Annotated in this window: 12 protein-coding genes; 10 read left to right on the top strand and 2 right to left on the bottom strand. The window is 73.1% G+C overall.

All coding sequences use genetic code 11. The features are described 5' to 3' along the window. Positions 1–23 precede the first annotated feature (23 nt). The 3 genes from pgsA to K415_RS0119800 all read left to right on the top strand — a co-directional run bounded on the left by pgsA (position 24) and on the right by K415_RS0119800 (position 1,804). Positions 24–599, top strand: a complete 576-nt coding sequence (pgsA, locus tag K415_RS0119810; protein ID WP_029664226.1) for a CDP-diacylglycerol--glycerol-3-phosphate 3-phosphatidyltransferase — start codon at positions 24–26, stop codon at positions 597–599. Next, complete coding sequence (locus tag K415_RS0119805) at positions 596–1,192, top strand: CinA family protein (protein WP_155859536.1); 597 nt, start codon at positions 596–598, stop codon at positions 1,190–1,192. Before pgsA ends, K415_RS0119805 begins: the two co-directional genes overlap by 4 nt. A 270-nt stretch (positions 1,193–1,462) precedes the next feature. Beyond that, positions 1,463–1,804 (top strand): helix-turn-helix domain-containing protein, encoded by a 342-nt coding sequence (locus K415_RS0119800; RefSeq protein WP_024288763.1) that lies wholly within the window; start codon positions 1,463–1,465, stop codon positions 1,802–1,804. On the opposite strand, the gene K415_RS0119795 is transcribed toward K415_RS0119800, so the two are convergent. After that, a complete protein-coding gene (locus K415_RS0119795; protein ID WP_024288762.1) occupies positions 1,788–2,603 on the bottom strand; it encodes a DNA-formamidopyrimidine glycosylase family protein in 816 nt (271 codons plus the stop codon). The two genes, K415_RS0119800 and K415_RS0119795, sit on opposite strands and share 17 nt — an antisense overlap. After that, on the bottom strand, positions 2,603–7,942 hold the full coding sequence (locus K415_RS22255; protein ID WP_081785119.1) for a DEAD/DEAH box helicase: 5,340 nt from the start codon (positions 7,940–7,942) through the stop codon (positions 2,603–2,605). Before K415_RS22255 ends, K415_RS0119795 begins: the two co-directional genes overlap by 1 nt. Before the next feature lie 14 nt (positions 7,943–7,956). Here K415_RS22255 and K415_RS0119785 point away from each other — a divergent pair, with 14 nt between their 5' ends. The 7 genes from K415_RS0119785 to rny all read left to right on the top strand — a co-directional run bounded on the left by K415_RS0119785 (position 7,957) and on the right by rny (position 14,348). Beyond that, positions 7,957–8,184, top strand: coding sequence for a DUF3046 domain-containing protein (locus K415_RS0119785; protein WP_024288760.1), 228 nt, complete (start codon positions 7,957–7,959; stop codon positions 8,182–8,184). Between the two features lie 126 nt (positions 8,185–8,310). Continuing rightward, entirely contained in the window at positions 8,311–9,225 is a 915-nt protein-coding gene (locus tag K415_RS0119780) for an ABC transporter ATP-binding protein (RefSeq protein ID WP_029664223.1), read from the top strand. A 1-nt stretch (position 9,226) separates the two neighbouring features. Continuing rightward, positions 9,227–10,045: an ABC transporter permease gene (locus tag K415_RS0119775; RefSeq protein WP_024288758.1), complete on the top strand. Its 819-nt coding sequence runs from the start codon at positions 9,227–9,229 to the stop codon at positions 10,043–10,045. Next, complete coding sequence (locus K415_RS0119770) at positions 10,046–10,918, top strand: ABC transporter permease (RefSeq protein ID WP_024288757.1); 873 nt, start codon at positions 10,046–10,048, stop codon at positions 10,916–10,918. A 291-nt stretch (positions 10,919–11,209) separates the two neighbouring features. Beyond that, on the top strand, positions 11,210–12,250 hold the full coding sequence (recA, locus tag K415_RS0119765) for a recombinase RecA (RefSeq protein ID WP_024288756.1): 1,041 nt from the start codon (positions 11,210–11,212) through the stop codon (positions 12,248–12,250). Between the two features lie 28 nt (positions 12,251–12,278). Further along, positions 12,279–12,857, top strand: a complete 579-nt coding sequence (locus K415_RS0119760; RefSeq protein ID WP_024288755.1) for a regulatory protein RecX — start codon at positions 12,279–12,281, stop codon at positions 12,855–12,857. 30 nt (positions 12,858–12,887) lie between these two features. Further along, positions 12,888–14,348 carry a ribonuclease Y gene (gene rny / locus K415_RS0119755; protein ID WP_024288754.1) on the top strand — a complete coding sequence of 487 codons (1,461 nt, stop codon included), beginning with the start codon at positions 12,888–12,890 and terminating at the stop codon, positions 14,346–14,348. The last annotated feature ends 68 nt before the right edge of the window (positions 14,349–14,416 follow it).

The following is a 14,416-nucleotide window of genomic DNA, read 5'->3' as shown; positions in this document are numbered from 1 at the left end:
GGCCGCGTCGCGGACCGTAGGGTATGGGCGTGGTCGAAGCAAGGACGTCGGTCCTCAACATCCCCAACGCCGTGACCGTCGCCCGGGTGCTCCTGGTCCCTGTCGTGGTCGCAGCGCTGCTGACCGACGACGGCTCAGGGAGCTGGCGATGGGTCGCGGCCGGCATCTTCGCCCTGGCAGCGGCGACCGACCGGCTCGACGGGTATCTCGCGCGGCGGCTGGACCAGGTCACCGACTGGGGCAAGCTCGTCGACCCCATCGCCGACAAGCTGCTGATCGGCGCAACCCTCGTGACGCTGTCCTGGCTCGGCGACCTGCCCTGGTGGGTCACGGTCGTCATCCTCGTGCGTGAGCTCGGCATCACCGTGATGCGCTTCGCCGTCCTCCAGTACGTGGTGATCCCGGCCTCCCACGGGGGGAAGGTGAAGACCGTGCTGCAGTCGTTCGGCATCGGGCTGTTCGTGCTCCCGTTGCACCTGCTGCACCCCGTCGTGACAGTCGTCGCGTGGGTCGTGATCGTCGTGGCGGTCATCCTGACGGTCGTGACCGGGGTCGACTACCTCAGGCGTGGCTGGTCCGTCCGGCAGGCGGCGGCATGAACGGTGAGCCCTGCGGCCCGTGCGACGCCGGCCGGCTGGTCGCCCTCCTGACGAACGCCGGTCGCACCGTCGCCGTCGCCGAGTCGCTCACCGGTGGTTCGGTGACGGACGCCATCGTCGCGGTGAGCGGCGCCTCCCGCTGCCTGCGCGGCAGCGTCGTGGCCTATGCGACGGACCTCAAGGCAGGGCTGCTCGGCGTGCCCCAGGAGCTCATCGACCGGCACGGCGCGGTGAGCCCACAGGTCGCCGCCGCGATGGCCTCCGGTGTCCGCGAGCGTCTGGGTGCCGACTACGGCATCGGTACGACGGGCGTCGCCGGCCCGGCGCTCCAGGACGGTCAGCCACCGGGGACGTACCACGTGGCCGTCGAGGGGCCGTGGGGCGGCGAGGTCGTCTCGATCCGCCCGGAGGTGGGAACCCCGAGCTCCCGTCCCGGCGTGCGGGACGCAGCACGTGATGCCGCGCTCGCGCTCGCGCTGCGCCGGGCGGCGCACGACCTCCACGGGACAGGCCACCACGGGACCGATCTCCACGGGACCGATCTCCACGGGACCGACCTCCACGGGACCGACCACCACGCTCCGCCGCACTGAGCCGACCGACCCGGACCTCGGGAACACCGGCCCGGCCCGCCGCGTTGCACAGACGTGACGACGAACCGGACCACCGCGCGAAGCGGTCGCGAACGTATCGCCCATGAAGCTGTCCGCCCCGCGGGGTACGGTAGGAGTTCTTCGGGACGTTCACGTTCCGGGGTTGTTCGGCCGATAACACTGTCAGGACCAGGTTCACCGCGAGATGCAGCAGCAGCCCGAGCCGGGGTCGGTCGACCCGGATCCGCACAGATGGAAGGAGGTCGTCCGATGGTCGTCCTGCGACGCGAGATCGGCGACGTCCTTCGTGGTGCCCGCCAGCGCCAGGGCCGGACCCTGCGCGAGGTCTCGTCGGCTGCGCGCGTCTCGCTCGGGTACCTGAGCGAGGTCGAACGCGGTCAGAAGGAAGCCTCCTCCGAGCTCCTGGGCTCGATCTGCGACGCGCTCGCCGTGCCGCTCTCGCTCATCCTGCGTGAGGTCAGCGACCGGATCGCCGTGGCTGAGGGCCTCACGATCCCTGACACCGTCCCGGCCGACCTCGCCGCCTACCTCGGCCGCGGGAACCAGAACGGCCCGTGGTCGCGCCGCGCCGAGCTCACGCCCGTCGGCTGACCCTCGCCGGGCCCTGGCAGCCCGGACAGTAGAAGACCGGCCGCTGCATCGGGGCCGCCCGTGCCTGGCCGACGGCGACCGGGGTGCCGCAGCGCCGGCAGGGCTGCCGGAGCCTTCCGTGCACCCACGTGGTCAGTCCCCGCCTGTCGTCGCCTGTCGCCGTCGGATGCTGGGCCACGACGCTGCGCTCCATCAGGACGCGCGCGGTCATCAGGAGTGACGCCGGGTCTGCCACGTCCCGCCCCGCGGTCCACGGCCACAGCCGGCGCACGAAGAGCGACTCCGCCATGTAGATCGTGCCGAGGCCTGCCACGACGGTCTGGTCCAGCAGGACCTCGGCCACGGGTGTCGACCCTCGGTCTGCGAACCGCTCGAGGGCCACCGGCAGCCCGGCCGTCGGGAACGCGTCGCCGAGGACGTCCGGCCCGAGGTGCGCGATGAGGGTGTGCTCGTCACGGGTCGCCACGACGTCGAGCATGCCGAGTCGATCGCCGACCGCCGTCCAGTCGGTCGAGGCCAGCACCGCCCGGACGAAGGGCCCGCGCGCGCTCGAGCCCGCGGAACCCGTGCGCGCGATCTGCCACGAACCGTCCATCCGCAGGTGGGTGTGCAACGAACGCCCGTCGTCGAAGCGGGTGAACACGTGCTTCCCGTAGGACTCGGTGCCGATGACCGTCGTCCCGGTCAGGTCGACCGATGCGGCGCTCGGCCAGCGGAGCTCCGCCCTGACCAGCACCGAGCCGGTCAGGGCGCGGTCGAGCGACCTGGCCGTGCGCTTGAGGATGTCGCCCTCCGGCATCAGCGCTCACCCGACGCGGGACGCAGGCGGAGCCCCCGTGGCGTGGTCCCGAAGCCCGCCTCGGCGAGCGCCTTCGCCGCGGGGGTGCCGAGGGTCACCCGGTCGAGCAGGTCCACCCCGTCCAGGCGGTACAGGGTCAACCGGCCGAGGCGCCCGGTGCGTGCCGTCGCGGCCAGGGCGCGGGCCGCGGCCGCGAGCATCGCGGGACGCGCATCGAAGGAGAGCAGCGTCCGGCCACCGCGTTCGACGTAGAGCACGAGGCAGCCCCCGACCAGCACGACCACCGCACCGGCCTTCCGGCCCGGTCGGTGACGTGCCGCATCGGCTGTCGGCGGACCCACCACCGCAGCGGCGACGCTGTCGGCCGGGGCGGAGGTCGCAGTGGACGCACCGTCGCCAGGAACGGCACCGGCACCAGGAACCGCACCGTCACCCGCGGCCTGCCGTGGCCCCTGGTCGGGCCAGGCGAGTGCCGCGCCGTACGGGTTGGCCGGGTCGGTCGCGGCGAGCACGAACGTCGGGCCGGGGATCGTCTCCGGACCGGACGTGCTGACCCCGTCGTCGCCGACCCCGTCGTGGCCGGCCACGGCGCCGGCGTCGACGCGCAGCTCGTCGACCGCGCCGGGCATGGCGAACTGCGACCCGCCGAGGTGCTCGACGAAGTAGCCACGGCGGACCTGCCCGGCCTGCTCGAGGGCTGCCAGAACGCGGTAGACGGGTCCGAACTGCCCACCGATGCCCTCGGCCGGAGCGACCGCGCGGGTGAGCACCCCGTGCCGGTCGAGCAGCTGGGCGGCCAGCGCATGTGCCCGGACGGTCGGGTCGGTCTCGCGGTCGGGCAGCAACGACCAGCGCCCGACGGCGTCGGCCCGCGCGCTCGCGAGCGGCGGGCGACCCGGCGCGCCCGCCCGGCCGATGCGCGCCGGCCGCAGTGCGAGGCTGCCGAGCGACCGCCCGCGGGGCACCGATCGTCGCGCCGGGTGGGCCGTCCCACCCGCACCCCGCCCGGTCCCGGCACCCAGCCGCGAACGCAGCGGGGCGAGACCGTCGTTGGACACGTACCCGGCCCAGACCAGGTCCCAGAGCACCTCGGCGACCTGGCTCTGCGACGGCTGCGGCGAGCCGATGGCGTCGGCGTCGCGTTCGCCCGCAGCACCGAGGATCTCAGCGACGCGTGCCGTCAGGGGCTCGAGGAAGAACGCGCCGTGGCCGACGAGCGCTGCCAGCACCGCCTCGTGGGCGGGGGTGTCGAGGACGGTGCCCGTGCGCTCGACGGGAACCGGCAGGGTCAGGTCGGCGGTCGCGGCCTGGTGCAGGCTCACCAGGCCGTCCCGGGAGGCGAGCGGGGCGTGGCCGGCCCAGAGAACCTCGCCGGCGGCGGTCAGCTCGTCGAGCATCTGCGGTGCGTAGTCGACCACCCGGGCCGGCAGGACGAGGGTCTCCAGCGCCGAGGCGGGGACGGTGGCTCCCGCGAGCTGTTCGACCACGCGAGCCAGTCCGTCGATGCCGCGCAGCCTGCTGCCTCGTGACCGTGCGGCGCTGCCTGCGGCGCGCGTGCCGGCCGGCTCGCCCTCCCGACGTGTGCCGCCCGGGTCGCCGTCCTGCTCGAGGAACCCGGGGTCGGCGAGCTCGGCGACGCCCTGCCACCGCGGAAGGAAGACACCGAGCGTCTGCTGCGGGACCGGCTCGACCTCGGCCCGCAGCGCAGCGAGCGACCGCCGCCGGAGCGTGCGGAGCACCTCGGTGTCGCAGTAGTCCTCCGCGGTACCGCCCAGGACGTCCGGACGCAGCCGGCCGCAGGCGAGCAGGCCGGCGCTCTCCAGCCGCCCCAGGACCTCGGCCACGACGGCGACCCCGATGCCGAACCGGCCGGCCACCTGGGTCGCGGTGAACGGACCGTGCGTGCGTGCATGGCGTCGGACGAGGTCGCCGAGCGGGTCGGGCACGACCTCGGTGAAGTCCTCCGGCACGCCGACCGGCAGGGCGACGCCGAACGCGTCGCGCAGGCGTCCGGCGTCCTCGACGGCCGCCCAGTGCCAGGCGCCGGCCGGACCGAGCCGCACCGAGATCAGCCGTCGGCTGCGTTCGAGCTCGGTCAGCCATCCGGTGAGCTCGGCCCGGGCATCGGGCCGTGTGCGCTCGGCCACGTCGGCGTCGGTCAGCGGTCCGTGTCGACGTACGACGTCCGCGACGTCCTCGGCGTGCCGTGCCTGCCGCTCGGGGGCCGTGCCCATGAGCTCGGCCTCGGTGCGCAGCACGGCGTCCGGGTCGAGCAGGTCGGCGAGCTGCGACGAGCCGCCGTGGCCCAGCAGCTCGGCCAGCAGCGTCGGGTCCAGGGTCAGGGCAGCAGCCCGTCGCTCCGCGAGGGGCGCATCGCCGTCGTACAGGAACTGGGCGGTGTAGCCGAACAGCAGCGACTGGGCGAAGGGGGACGGTGACGTCGTCGTGACCTCGACGACGCGCACCCGGCGGGCCACCACGTCACGCATGAGCTCCGTCAGCGCCGCGACGTCGAAGTCGTCCTGCAGGCACTCCCGTGCGGCCTCGAGCAGGATCGGGAACTGCGGGTACTGCGACGCCACGGCGAGCAGCTGCGCCGAGCGCTGCCGCTGCTGCCACAGGGGCTGACGCTTGTCCGGACGGCGTCGGGGCAGGAGCAGCGCGCGGCCGGCAGCCTCGCGGAACCGCGCGGCGAACAGGGTCGAGCCGCCCAGCTCTTCGCGCACCGCCCGCTCGACCTCGTCCGGGTCGACGAGCAGGTCGGCCAGCTCGATGGCCGGGCCGTCGTCCGGCTCGAGCCAGCGGGCGCCCGCGGTGTCCCAGGTCCCGCCACCGGCGGCGACCATGTCCGGCAGGCGGAGCACGATCCCGTCGTCCGAGTGCAGCGCAGCGGCGTCGAGGCCGTAGCGTTCGCGCAACCGTGCGGCGAGCACGAGCGCCCACGGGGCGTGCACCTTCGCGCCGTAGGGGGAGTGGACGACGATGCGCCAGTCGCCGATCTCGTCCCGGAAGCGTTCGACGACGATCGTCGCGTCGTCCGGCACCTGTCCGGTCGCGTCGCGCTGCTCGGTCAGGTACGCGACCAGGTTGTCGGCCGCCCACGGATCGAGGCCTGCCGCTGCGGCCCGTGCCCGGGCGGCGTCGGCCGGCAGGGCGGCGAGCTCGCGCACCCATCGGCCCTGGGCGCGGCCCAGCTCGGCCGGACGACCGCGCGCGTCGCCCTTCCAGAACGGCAGTCGCCCCGGCAGGCCCGGTGCAGGGCTCACGACGACCCGGTCGGGGGTGATCTCCTCGATCCGCCAGGTGCTCGAGCCGAGCGTGAACGTGTCACCGACCCGGGACTCGTAGACCATCTCCTCGTCGAGCTCGCCGACGCGCTTGCCGCCCCGGATCCGGGTTCCGCCGGGGCCGATGCCAGGGTCCGCCTGGACGTCGCCGCTCTCGGACCCGGTGGCCAGGAAGACGCCGTACAGGCCACGGTCGGGAATGGTGCCGCCGCTGGTGACCGCGAGCCGCAGCGACCCGGGGCGTCCGGTCAGCACACCGGTGCTCCGGTCCCACACGATCCGTGGCCGGAGCTCGGCGAACTCCTCGCTGGGGTACCGACCGGCAAGCATGTCGAGGACGGCGCGCAGGGTCGCGTCACCGAGCTCGGCGAACGGGGCGGACCGGCGCACGAGCGTCGCGAGCTGCTCCACGGTCCAGTCGTCGACCGCGACCATGGCGACGATCTGCTGGCTGAGCACGTCGAGCGGGTTGGCCGGCACATCCAGTCGCTCGATGAGGCCCGCACGCATCCGTTCTGCGACGACGGCGGCCGGGACGAGCTCGCCGCGGAAGGTCGGGAAGACCACCCCGCGGGACACCGCACCCACCTGGTGCCCGGCCCGGCCGACGCGCTGCAGCCCGGACGCGACCGACGGTGGCGACCCCACCTGGACCACGAGGTCGACCGCCCCCATGTCGATGCCCAGCTCGAGGGACGAGGTCGCGACGACCGCGGGCAGCCGGCCGGCCTTGAGCTCGGACTCGGTCCGGGTGCGCTCGGCGCGGCTCATCGAGCCGTGGTGGGCGCGGGCCAGGATCGTCGACGCGTCGGAGGTCGGCACGCCGACGGCTGCGCCCGACTGCGCGGTGACCTGCGCCGGGTGCAGGCTCCCGGGGTCGGGCAGGTCGGCGCCGAGACGCTCCGCCCAGACCTCGTTCATCCGCGCCGTCAGGCGTTCGGCGCCACGTCGGGAGTTGGTGAACACCAGCGTCGAGCGGTGGGCCGCGACCAGGTCGACGACCCGCTCCTCCACGTGCGGCCAGATCGACCGCCGGGCCGGGCCGCCCGCGGCCGAGCCGGTCAGGTCGCCCTCGGTCGACGCCCGGCGGCCGGCTGCTCCCGGCTGCCGGCCCGGACCGCTGAGGGCACCGAGGTCGCTCAGGTCGGGCACCGGGACGACGACCCGGATCTCGATCTCCTTGGTCGCCGGGGGCTGGACGACGGTGACCGAACGGCCGCCGTCGTCAGGCCCGCGCACACCGCCGAGGAACCGCGCGACGGCCTCCACCGGACGGACCGTCGCCGACAGCCCGATCCGCTGGATCGCGCGACCTCCGGGGTTCCCCGGGGCGCCGTCCGCCTCGCGCCGGGTCTCGAGCAGCGCGTCGAGCCGTTCGAGGCTCAGGGCGAGGTGCGCACCGCGCTTGGTCCCTGCCACGGCGTGGATCTCGTCGATGATCACCGTCTCGACGCCCGCGAGACCCGCGCGGGCGGCGGAGGTCAGGATCAGGAACAGCGACTCCGGGGTCGTGATGAGCACGTCCGGTGGCCGGGTTGCGAAGGCGCGGCGCTCGGTGGGTGGCGTGTCACCCGTGCGCACGCCGACCCGCACCTCGGGGAACGGCACCCCCAGGCGGGTCGCGGCCTGGCGGATGCCGACGAGCGGCGATCGCAGGTTGCGCTCGACGTCCGCAGCGAGCGCCTTGAGCGGCGAGACGTACAGCACCCGGCAGCGGTGGGCCGCGTCCTGGGGCGGTGGCCCGACCGCCAGGCGGTCCAGGGCCCACAGGAAGGCCGCCAGCGTCTTCCCGGAACCGGTCGGTGCGACGACCAGGGCGTGCTCGCCCGCCCCGATGGCCGCCCACGCGCCCGTCTGGGCCGCCGTCGGCCGCTCGAAGGCGGCGTCGAACCAGGCGCGGGTCGCCGCCGAGAAACCCGCCAGCGGGTCGGCGCCGGGCTGCGCTCTGCTCACCGGGCCATTGTGACCGGTGCATCGGACACGCGAGGCCGCGGGGCGTGGCGGACCCGCGGCTGCGCATCGTGGCCCCGGCTGCCCGAGGGCGACGCGCATGGCAGGCTGAGCCGGTGCGCTACAGCGAGTTCTGGGAGCTGGTCACCGACGTGTTCGGGCCGCAGATGGGCCGGACCTTGGCGACCGACCAGGTCATCGGCGCCCTGGAGGACCGCACGTGCGTCCAGGCGCTCGCTGCCGGCGAGGACCCGAAGGCCGTGTGGCGTGCGCTGTGCGACGCGATGCAGGTGCCCCAGTCCGACCGCTGGGCGGCGCCGGCCCGCCGCGAGCCGAGAGGTTGAGCCGTCGGTGCGCCGATCGTCGAGGAGGTCGGCCGATCCTCGTCGGTGGAGCGGTGTGTCGGTGACTGTGTCCCCGCGCCGGGGTAACGTCTCGCCGTGCCCTCCGCTGCTGTGCCGACCAAGCCGATGATCGAGGCCCGTGGCCTGGTCAAGATGTTCGGCGACTTCACCGCCGTCGACTCGATCGACGTCGAGGTGCGCCCGGGGGAGGCCTTCGGGTTCCTCGGACCCAACGGGGCCGGGAAGTCCTCGACGATGAAGATGATCGGCGCCGTGTCCCCGCCGACCGCCGGCACCCTGCGCATCCTCGGGATGGACCCTGCGCGGTCCGGTCCGCAGATCCGGGCCCAGCTCGGCGTCGTGCCGCAGCGGGACACCCTCGACGAGGAGCTCACCGTCGAGGAGAACATCTGGGTCTACGGCCGCTACTTCGGTCTGTCCCGGGCGGTCGTGCGCCGGCGCGCGGCCGAGCTGCTCGAGTTCGCCCAGCTCACCGAACGGTCCGGATCGCTCGTCGAGCCGCTGTCCGGCGGCATGAAGCGCCGCCTGACGATCGCACGGGCCCTGGTCAACGACCCGAAGATCCTGCTGCTCGACGAGCCGACGACGGGGCTGGACCCGCAGGCCCGGCACGTGCTCTGGGACCGGCTGTTCCGGCTCAAGCGCGAGGGCGTGACGCTCGTGCTCACCACCCACTACATGGACGAGGCCGAGCAGCTGTGCGACCGCCTCGTGGTGATGGATCACGGCCGGATCGTGGCCGAGGGCTCGCCGCGGTCGCTGATCGAGCAGCACTCGACCCGCGAGGTGCTCGAGCTGCGGTTCGACGCGGACGACCACGCCCACCACCTGGCCGACGTCGAGGGCCTGGCGGAGCGGATCGAGGTCCTGCCCGACCGCCTGCTGCTCTACACCCGCGACGGCGAGGCAGCGCAGTCCGAGGTCGCGCGGCGCGGGCTGGACCCGCTGTCCGCCCTGGTGCGCCGCTCGACCCTCGAGGACGTCTTCCTGCACCTGACCGGCCGGACGCTGGTGGACTGAGATGGCCGTCGCTGACACCGAGGTCCTGGCACCGACCCGCACCGGGCGGACCACCGGCGGCTGGCAGGCCGTCGCGGCGCACTGGCTCATCAAGTACCGCAGGGTCTGGCTCGGCACGGCGATCACGAGCTTCCTGTCGCCGCTGCTGTACCTGGCCGGGATGGGCTTCGGCCTCGGGCTGCTGGTCGACCGCGGCGCCGGCGGCATCGGCGGGGTGCCGTACGTCGTGTTCATCGCGCCGGGTGTGCTCGCGGCGACGACCCTGCAGGTCGCCGCGGGCGAGACGACCTTCTCGGTCGTCGGTTCGATCAAGTGGACGCCGATCTACCAGGGCATGCTCGCGACGCCGCTCAAGGTCCGTGACGTCGTGGTCGGGCACCTCGCCTACGTCCTGGTCCGGGTCACGCTCGCGGCCGTCGTGTTCTTCGCGGTCGCGGCACTGTTCGGCACCGTGCGCTCGCCGTGGGGCGTGGTCGCCGTCGGTGTCGCGACCCTGGGCGGGATGGCGTTCGCGTCCTGCTGCTACGCGTACTCGGCGAGCCTGACGAACGATCAGGGCCTCGTGCTCATGTTCCGCTTCGTCGTGATGCCGATGTCGTTGTTCTCGGGGACGTTCTTCCCGATCGAGCAGCTGCCCGGCTGGCTGCAACCGGTCGCGTGGGCGACGCCGCTGTGGCACACGGTCGATGCGTGCCGCGCCCTGGTCCTCGGGACGGCGACGGTCGGTGGCGTGCTGGGGCACGTCGCCTACCTCGCACTGTGGCTGGTCGGTGGCTACCTGATGGCCGTCCGGGTGCTCCGTCGTCGGATGGTGGTCTGAGTGGCCGGGCCGCAGAGCCGGGTCGTCCCGGTTCGGTCGCCGATCGCGGACCCGCCCCGGCCGCCGTCCGTCGTGCGCCGACTGGTCGAGGCGCTGCCGCTCCCCGCTGGGGCCGGCATGGCGCGGATGCTCGTCGAGCGCAACTACCGCTCGTTCCGGCGCACCTGGTCGATCATCGTCTCGGGCTTCTTCGAGCCGGTCTTCTTCCTGTTCTCGATGGGCGTGGGGATCGGCGCCCTGGTCGGCGACGTCGATGCCGGTGGCGGGCGGATGGTCAGGTACGCGGTCTTCGTCGCCCCGGCGCTGCTTGCCGCGTCCGCGATGAACGGTGCGGTGTTCGACTCGACGACGAACGTCTTCTTCAAGCTCAAGTACGCCAAGCTCTACGACTCGGTGCTCGCCACGCCGCTGGGGCCACGGGACGTCGCCGTCGGTGAGATCAGCTGGGCGCTGCTGCGGGGCCTGGTGTACTCGGCCGCCTTCCTCGTCGTCGCCGCGCTCGCCGGCGCGGTCACGTCGTGGACCGCGATCCTTGCCGTCCCGGCGGCGAGCCTGATCGGCTGGGCCTTCGCCTCGATCGGCATGGCCACGACGACGTACATGCGCACCTGGGCGGACTTCGACTACGTGCAGCTCGCCATCCTGCCCATGTTCCTGTTCTCGGCGACCTTCTTCCCGCTGGGCACCTACCCGCCGGCGTTGCAGGCCGTCGTCCAGGCGACGCCGCTGTACCACGGGGTCGCGATGGTGCGTGACCTGATGTTCGGGCAGGTGGGGTCCGGGATGTGGGTGCACGTGGCGTACCTGACCGCGATGGGCTCGCTCGGCACCGTCTGGACCGCCCGCCGGATCGAGACGCTCCTGCTGCGCTGACGGTCGATCCGGCCCCGGGATCCGTGCGGTTCGGACGGCGGGCCGGGCCCCGGCGTGTCGGGGCGCATCCTGCGGCTCTCTCGAACAGGTGTTCGGGTAGGCTGTCAACAGGTGCTGCGGAACACTCCGCATCCACAGGCCGCACAGGCGGTCCGGAGGATGTCAGGGGCGGGGCGTAGCGTCACCACGAGCACGACACACACGTGAGAACGCAGGCGCCGCCCGTCGGTGCCGACAACAGACCTGACTCCTGGTGGGCGGCTCGCCGCCCCATGATCATCGAGGTGACACATGGCTGCTCCCGCAGACCGCGCCAAGGCCCTTGAGGCCGCGCTCGGACAGATCGACCGCCAGTTCGGCAAGGGGTCGATCATGCGCCTCGGTGACGAGGGGCGCGCCCCGGTCGAGGTCATCCCCACGGGCTCGATCGCCCTGGACATCGCCCTGGGGATCGGTGGCCTGCCCCGTGGGCGGGTCGTGGAGATCTACGGCCCCGAGTCGAGCGGCAAGACGACCCTCGCGCTGCACGCCGTGGCGAACGCGCAGAGGGCCGGCGGGATCGCGGCGTTCATCGACGCCGAGCACGCCCTGGATCCCGAGTACGCCAAGAAGCTCGGCGTCGACACCGACGCACTGCTCGTCTCCCAGCCGGACACCGGTGAGCAGGCGCTCGAGATCATGGACATGCTCATCCGCTCCGGTGCGATCGACATCGTGGTCATCGACTCGGTCGCCGCGCTCGTGCCCAAGGCCGAGATCGACGGGGAGATGGGCGACAGCCACGTGGGCCTGCAGGCCCGGCTGATGTCCCAGGCCCTGCGCAAGATCGCCGGAGCGCTCAGCAACTCGGGCACCACTGCCATCTTCATCAACCAGCTGCGCGAGAAGATCGGCGTGTTCTTCGGCTCGCCGGAGACGACGACAGGTGGCAAGGCACTGAAGTTCTACGCATCGGTGCGCCTGGACATCCGGCGGATCGAGACCCTCAAGGAGGGCACCGACGCGGTCGGCAACCGGACCCGGGTCAAGGTCGTCAAGAACAAGATGGCACCGCCGTTCAAGCAGGCCGAGTTCGACATCATCTACGGCGTCGGGATCTCCCGCGAAGGCGGCCTGATCGACATGGGCGTCGAGCAGGGATTCGTGCGCAAGTCCGGTTCCTGGTTCACCTACGAGGGCGACCAGCTCGGCCAGGGCAAGGAGAACGCGCGCGCCTTCCTGCGCGACAACCCGGACCTTGCCAACGAGATCGAGAAGAAGATCAAGGAAAAGCTCGGGGTGGGCGCGCGCGTCGATGCCCCGGCAGTACCGGATGCGGGCGTCGACTTCTGACCGTGCCGATGGCTGAGAGGAGGCAGGCGTGACCACCTCCTCTCGCCGTCGGCGGACCTCGGCTCAGGAGCCGCCGGAGGCGGGCGCCTCGGCGGTGGATCCCGAGCCGGATCCGGAGTCGTTCGCACGGTCCATCGCACTGCGTCAGCTCACCGGGGCACCGCGCAGCCGCCACCAGCTGGCCGAGGCCCTGGCGCGGCGCGGGGTCGAGGATGCCGTCGCCGGACGGGTCCTGGACCGCTTCACCGAGGTCGGCCTGATCGACGACGCCGCCTATGCGGAGATGCTGGTGCGCTCCCGGCGCGAGTCCAGGAGCCTGGCCAGGCGCGCGCTGGCCGTCGAGCTGCGCCGCAAGGGCATCTCCGTCGAGGACGCGGAACCGGCGCTGGCGACGGTCGACGACGCCGCCGAGGAGGCCTCTGCCCGGGAGCTCCTGCGACGCCGATGGCGATCCGGACCGGACGCCGACCCCCGGGTCCAGACACGGCGCGCCATCGCGATGCTCGGGCGCAAGGGGTACCCGCCGGGCCTGTCGTCGAGGCTGGTCCGCGAAATGGTGGACGATAGGGGTAGCGAGCCGTGGGATCCTGCGGTGACGGACGACTGATCCGGCCGTGCAGGCCCGGGAGGAGGTGCGATGGAGCAGCTCGCCATCGTCCTGTTGCTCCTTCTCGCCAGCCTCGTCGCTCTGCTCCTCGTCCTGCTGGCGCGCCGCGAGGCGTCCGCCAACCGTGCCCAGGCGGCACAGGACGTCAGCTCGATCAAGGCGGCGGCCGAAGTGATGCTCGCGGACGCCAAGCGTCGCGAGGAGCGGCTGACCGAGCGCGAGAAGGAGATCAGCGCGGAGCGCCGCGAGGTCCGGACCCTGCACGAAGCAGCCGATCGCCGCAGCCTGGAGGCCCAGCAGGACCGCACCGCGGCAGCGGCCGCAGTCGGTGACGCCACCGCACGGGCGAGCGAGCTCCTGGAGTCCGTCTCCGGCCTGTCCGCCGAGGAGGCGCGGGCCGAGCAGATCAGGCTGGCGACCGAGCGCGCCGCCCACGACGCAGCGGCCGGCATCCGTCGGCTCGAGGCCAAGGCGCGGCGCACCGCGGACGAGCGTGCCCGGCAGGTCGTCGCGACGGCTGTCCAGCGCATCGCCGGTCCGACGAGTGCGCAGAATGTCGTGACGGTGGTGGCGCTGCCGGCCGAGGAGATGAAGGGCCGGATCATCGGCAAGGAAGGGCGGAACATCCGCACCTTCGAGGCGCTCACCGGCGTCAACGTGATCATCGATGACACCCCGGACTCGGTGACGCTCTCGAGCTTCGACGCCGAGCGCCGCGAGGTCGCAGCGGTCGCCATGGAGGCGTTGATCGCCGACGGTCGGATCCACCCCCAGCGGATCGAGATCGCCTACGCCGAGGCGCTCGCCGGCGCCGACGAGCGGGCCGTCACCGCAGGCCACGACGCTGCCGAGCGGGCCGGTGTGACGCGGCTGCACCCTGAGCTGATCGAGACGCTCGGCCGCCTGCGGCTGCGCTCGAGCTACGGCCAGAACGTCCTTGCCCATCTGGTCGAGTCGGCCCGGATCGCTGCCGCGATGGCAGCCGAGATCGGGGCCGACGTCGAGGTCGCCCGGCGGGCCGCCTTCCTGCACGACATCGGCAAGGCGCTGAGCGCCGAGCTCGGCGGCACCCACGCGACGGTCGGCGCGGCTCTCGCGATGCGACTCGGTGAGCCGCCGGTCGTGGTGAACGCGATCGCGGCCCATCACGACGAGGTGCCGATGGAGTCCGTCGAGGCCGTCCTGGTGCAGGCTGCGGACGCGTGCTCGGCAGCCCGGCCCGGTGCCCGCCGTGAGGAGCTCGACCAGTACATCGAGCGGATGGACACCCTCGAGTCGCTCGTCGCCTCGCACGACGGCGTCCGGCGCGCGGTCGCGATGTCGGCCGGTCGTGAGGTGCGGGTGATCGTCGAGCCCGACCTGGTCGACGACGCCGCGATGCCCGAGCTCGCCCAGGGGATCGCGCGTCAGATCGAGAAGGACCTGTCCTACCCCGGCGAGATCGTCGTGACAGTGATCCGCGAGCTGCGCGCGACGGCCACCGCGGGCTGAACTGGCCACAGCTGTGCTGCGCCGGGCCCACGCCGGTCGGCCGGGCCCACGCCGGCGCGCCGGGCCCA

Origin of the sequence: Cellulomonas sp. KRMCY2 (assembly GCF_000526515.1) — a bacterium.
Lineage (GTDB): Bacteria > Actinomycetota > Actinomycetes > Actinomycetales > Cellulomonadaceae > Actinotalea.
The sequence above is the reverse complement of the archived record's forward strand: the minus strand, read 5'-3'. Positions and strand labels throughout refer to the sequence as shown.

What these genes read in the sequence shown, in the direction of transcription:
- pgsA (WP_029664226.1), top strand. Translation starts at nt 24, where the DNA reads ATGGGCGTGGTCGAAGCAAGGACGTCGGTCCTCAACATCCCCAACGCC.
- K415_RS0119805 (WP_155859536.1), top strand. Translation starts at nt 596, where the DNA reads ATGAACGGTGAGCCCTGCGGCCCGTGCGACGCCGGCCGGCTGGTCGCC.
- K415_RS0119800 (WP_024288763.1), top strand. Translation starts at nt 1,463, where the DNA reads ATGGTCGTCCTGCGACGCGAGATCGGCGACGTCCTTCGTGGTGCCCGC.
- K415_RS0119795 (WP_024288762.1), bottom strand. Translation starts at nt 2,603, where the DNA reads ATGCCGGAGGGCGACATCCTCAAGCGCACGGCCAGGTCGCTCGACCGC.
- K415_RS22255 (WP_081785119.1), bottom strand. Translation starts at nt 7,942, where the DNA reads ATGCGCGTCGCCCTCGGGCAGCCGGGGCCACGATGCGCAGCCGCGGGT.
- K415_RS0119780 (WP_029664223.1), top strand. Translation starts at nt 8,311, where the DNA reads ATGATCGAGGCCCGTGGCCTGGTCAAGATGTTCGGCGACTTCACCGCC.
- K415_RS0119775 (WP_024288758.1), top strand. Translation starts at nt 9,227, where the DNA reads ATGGCCGTCGCTGACACCGAGGTCCTGGCACCGACCCGCACCGGGCGG.
- recA (WP_024288756.1), top strand. Translation starts at nt 11,210, where the DNA reads ATGGCTGCTCCCGCAGACCGCGCCAAGGCCCTTGAGGCCGCGCTCGGA.
- rny (WP_024288754.1), top strand. Translation starts at nt 12,888, where the DNA reads ATGGAGCAGCTCGCCATCGTCCTGTTGCTCCTTCTCGCCAGCCTCGTC.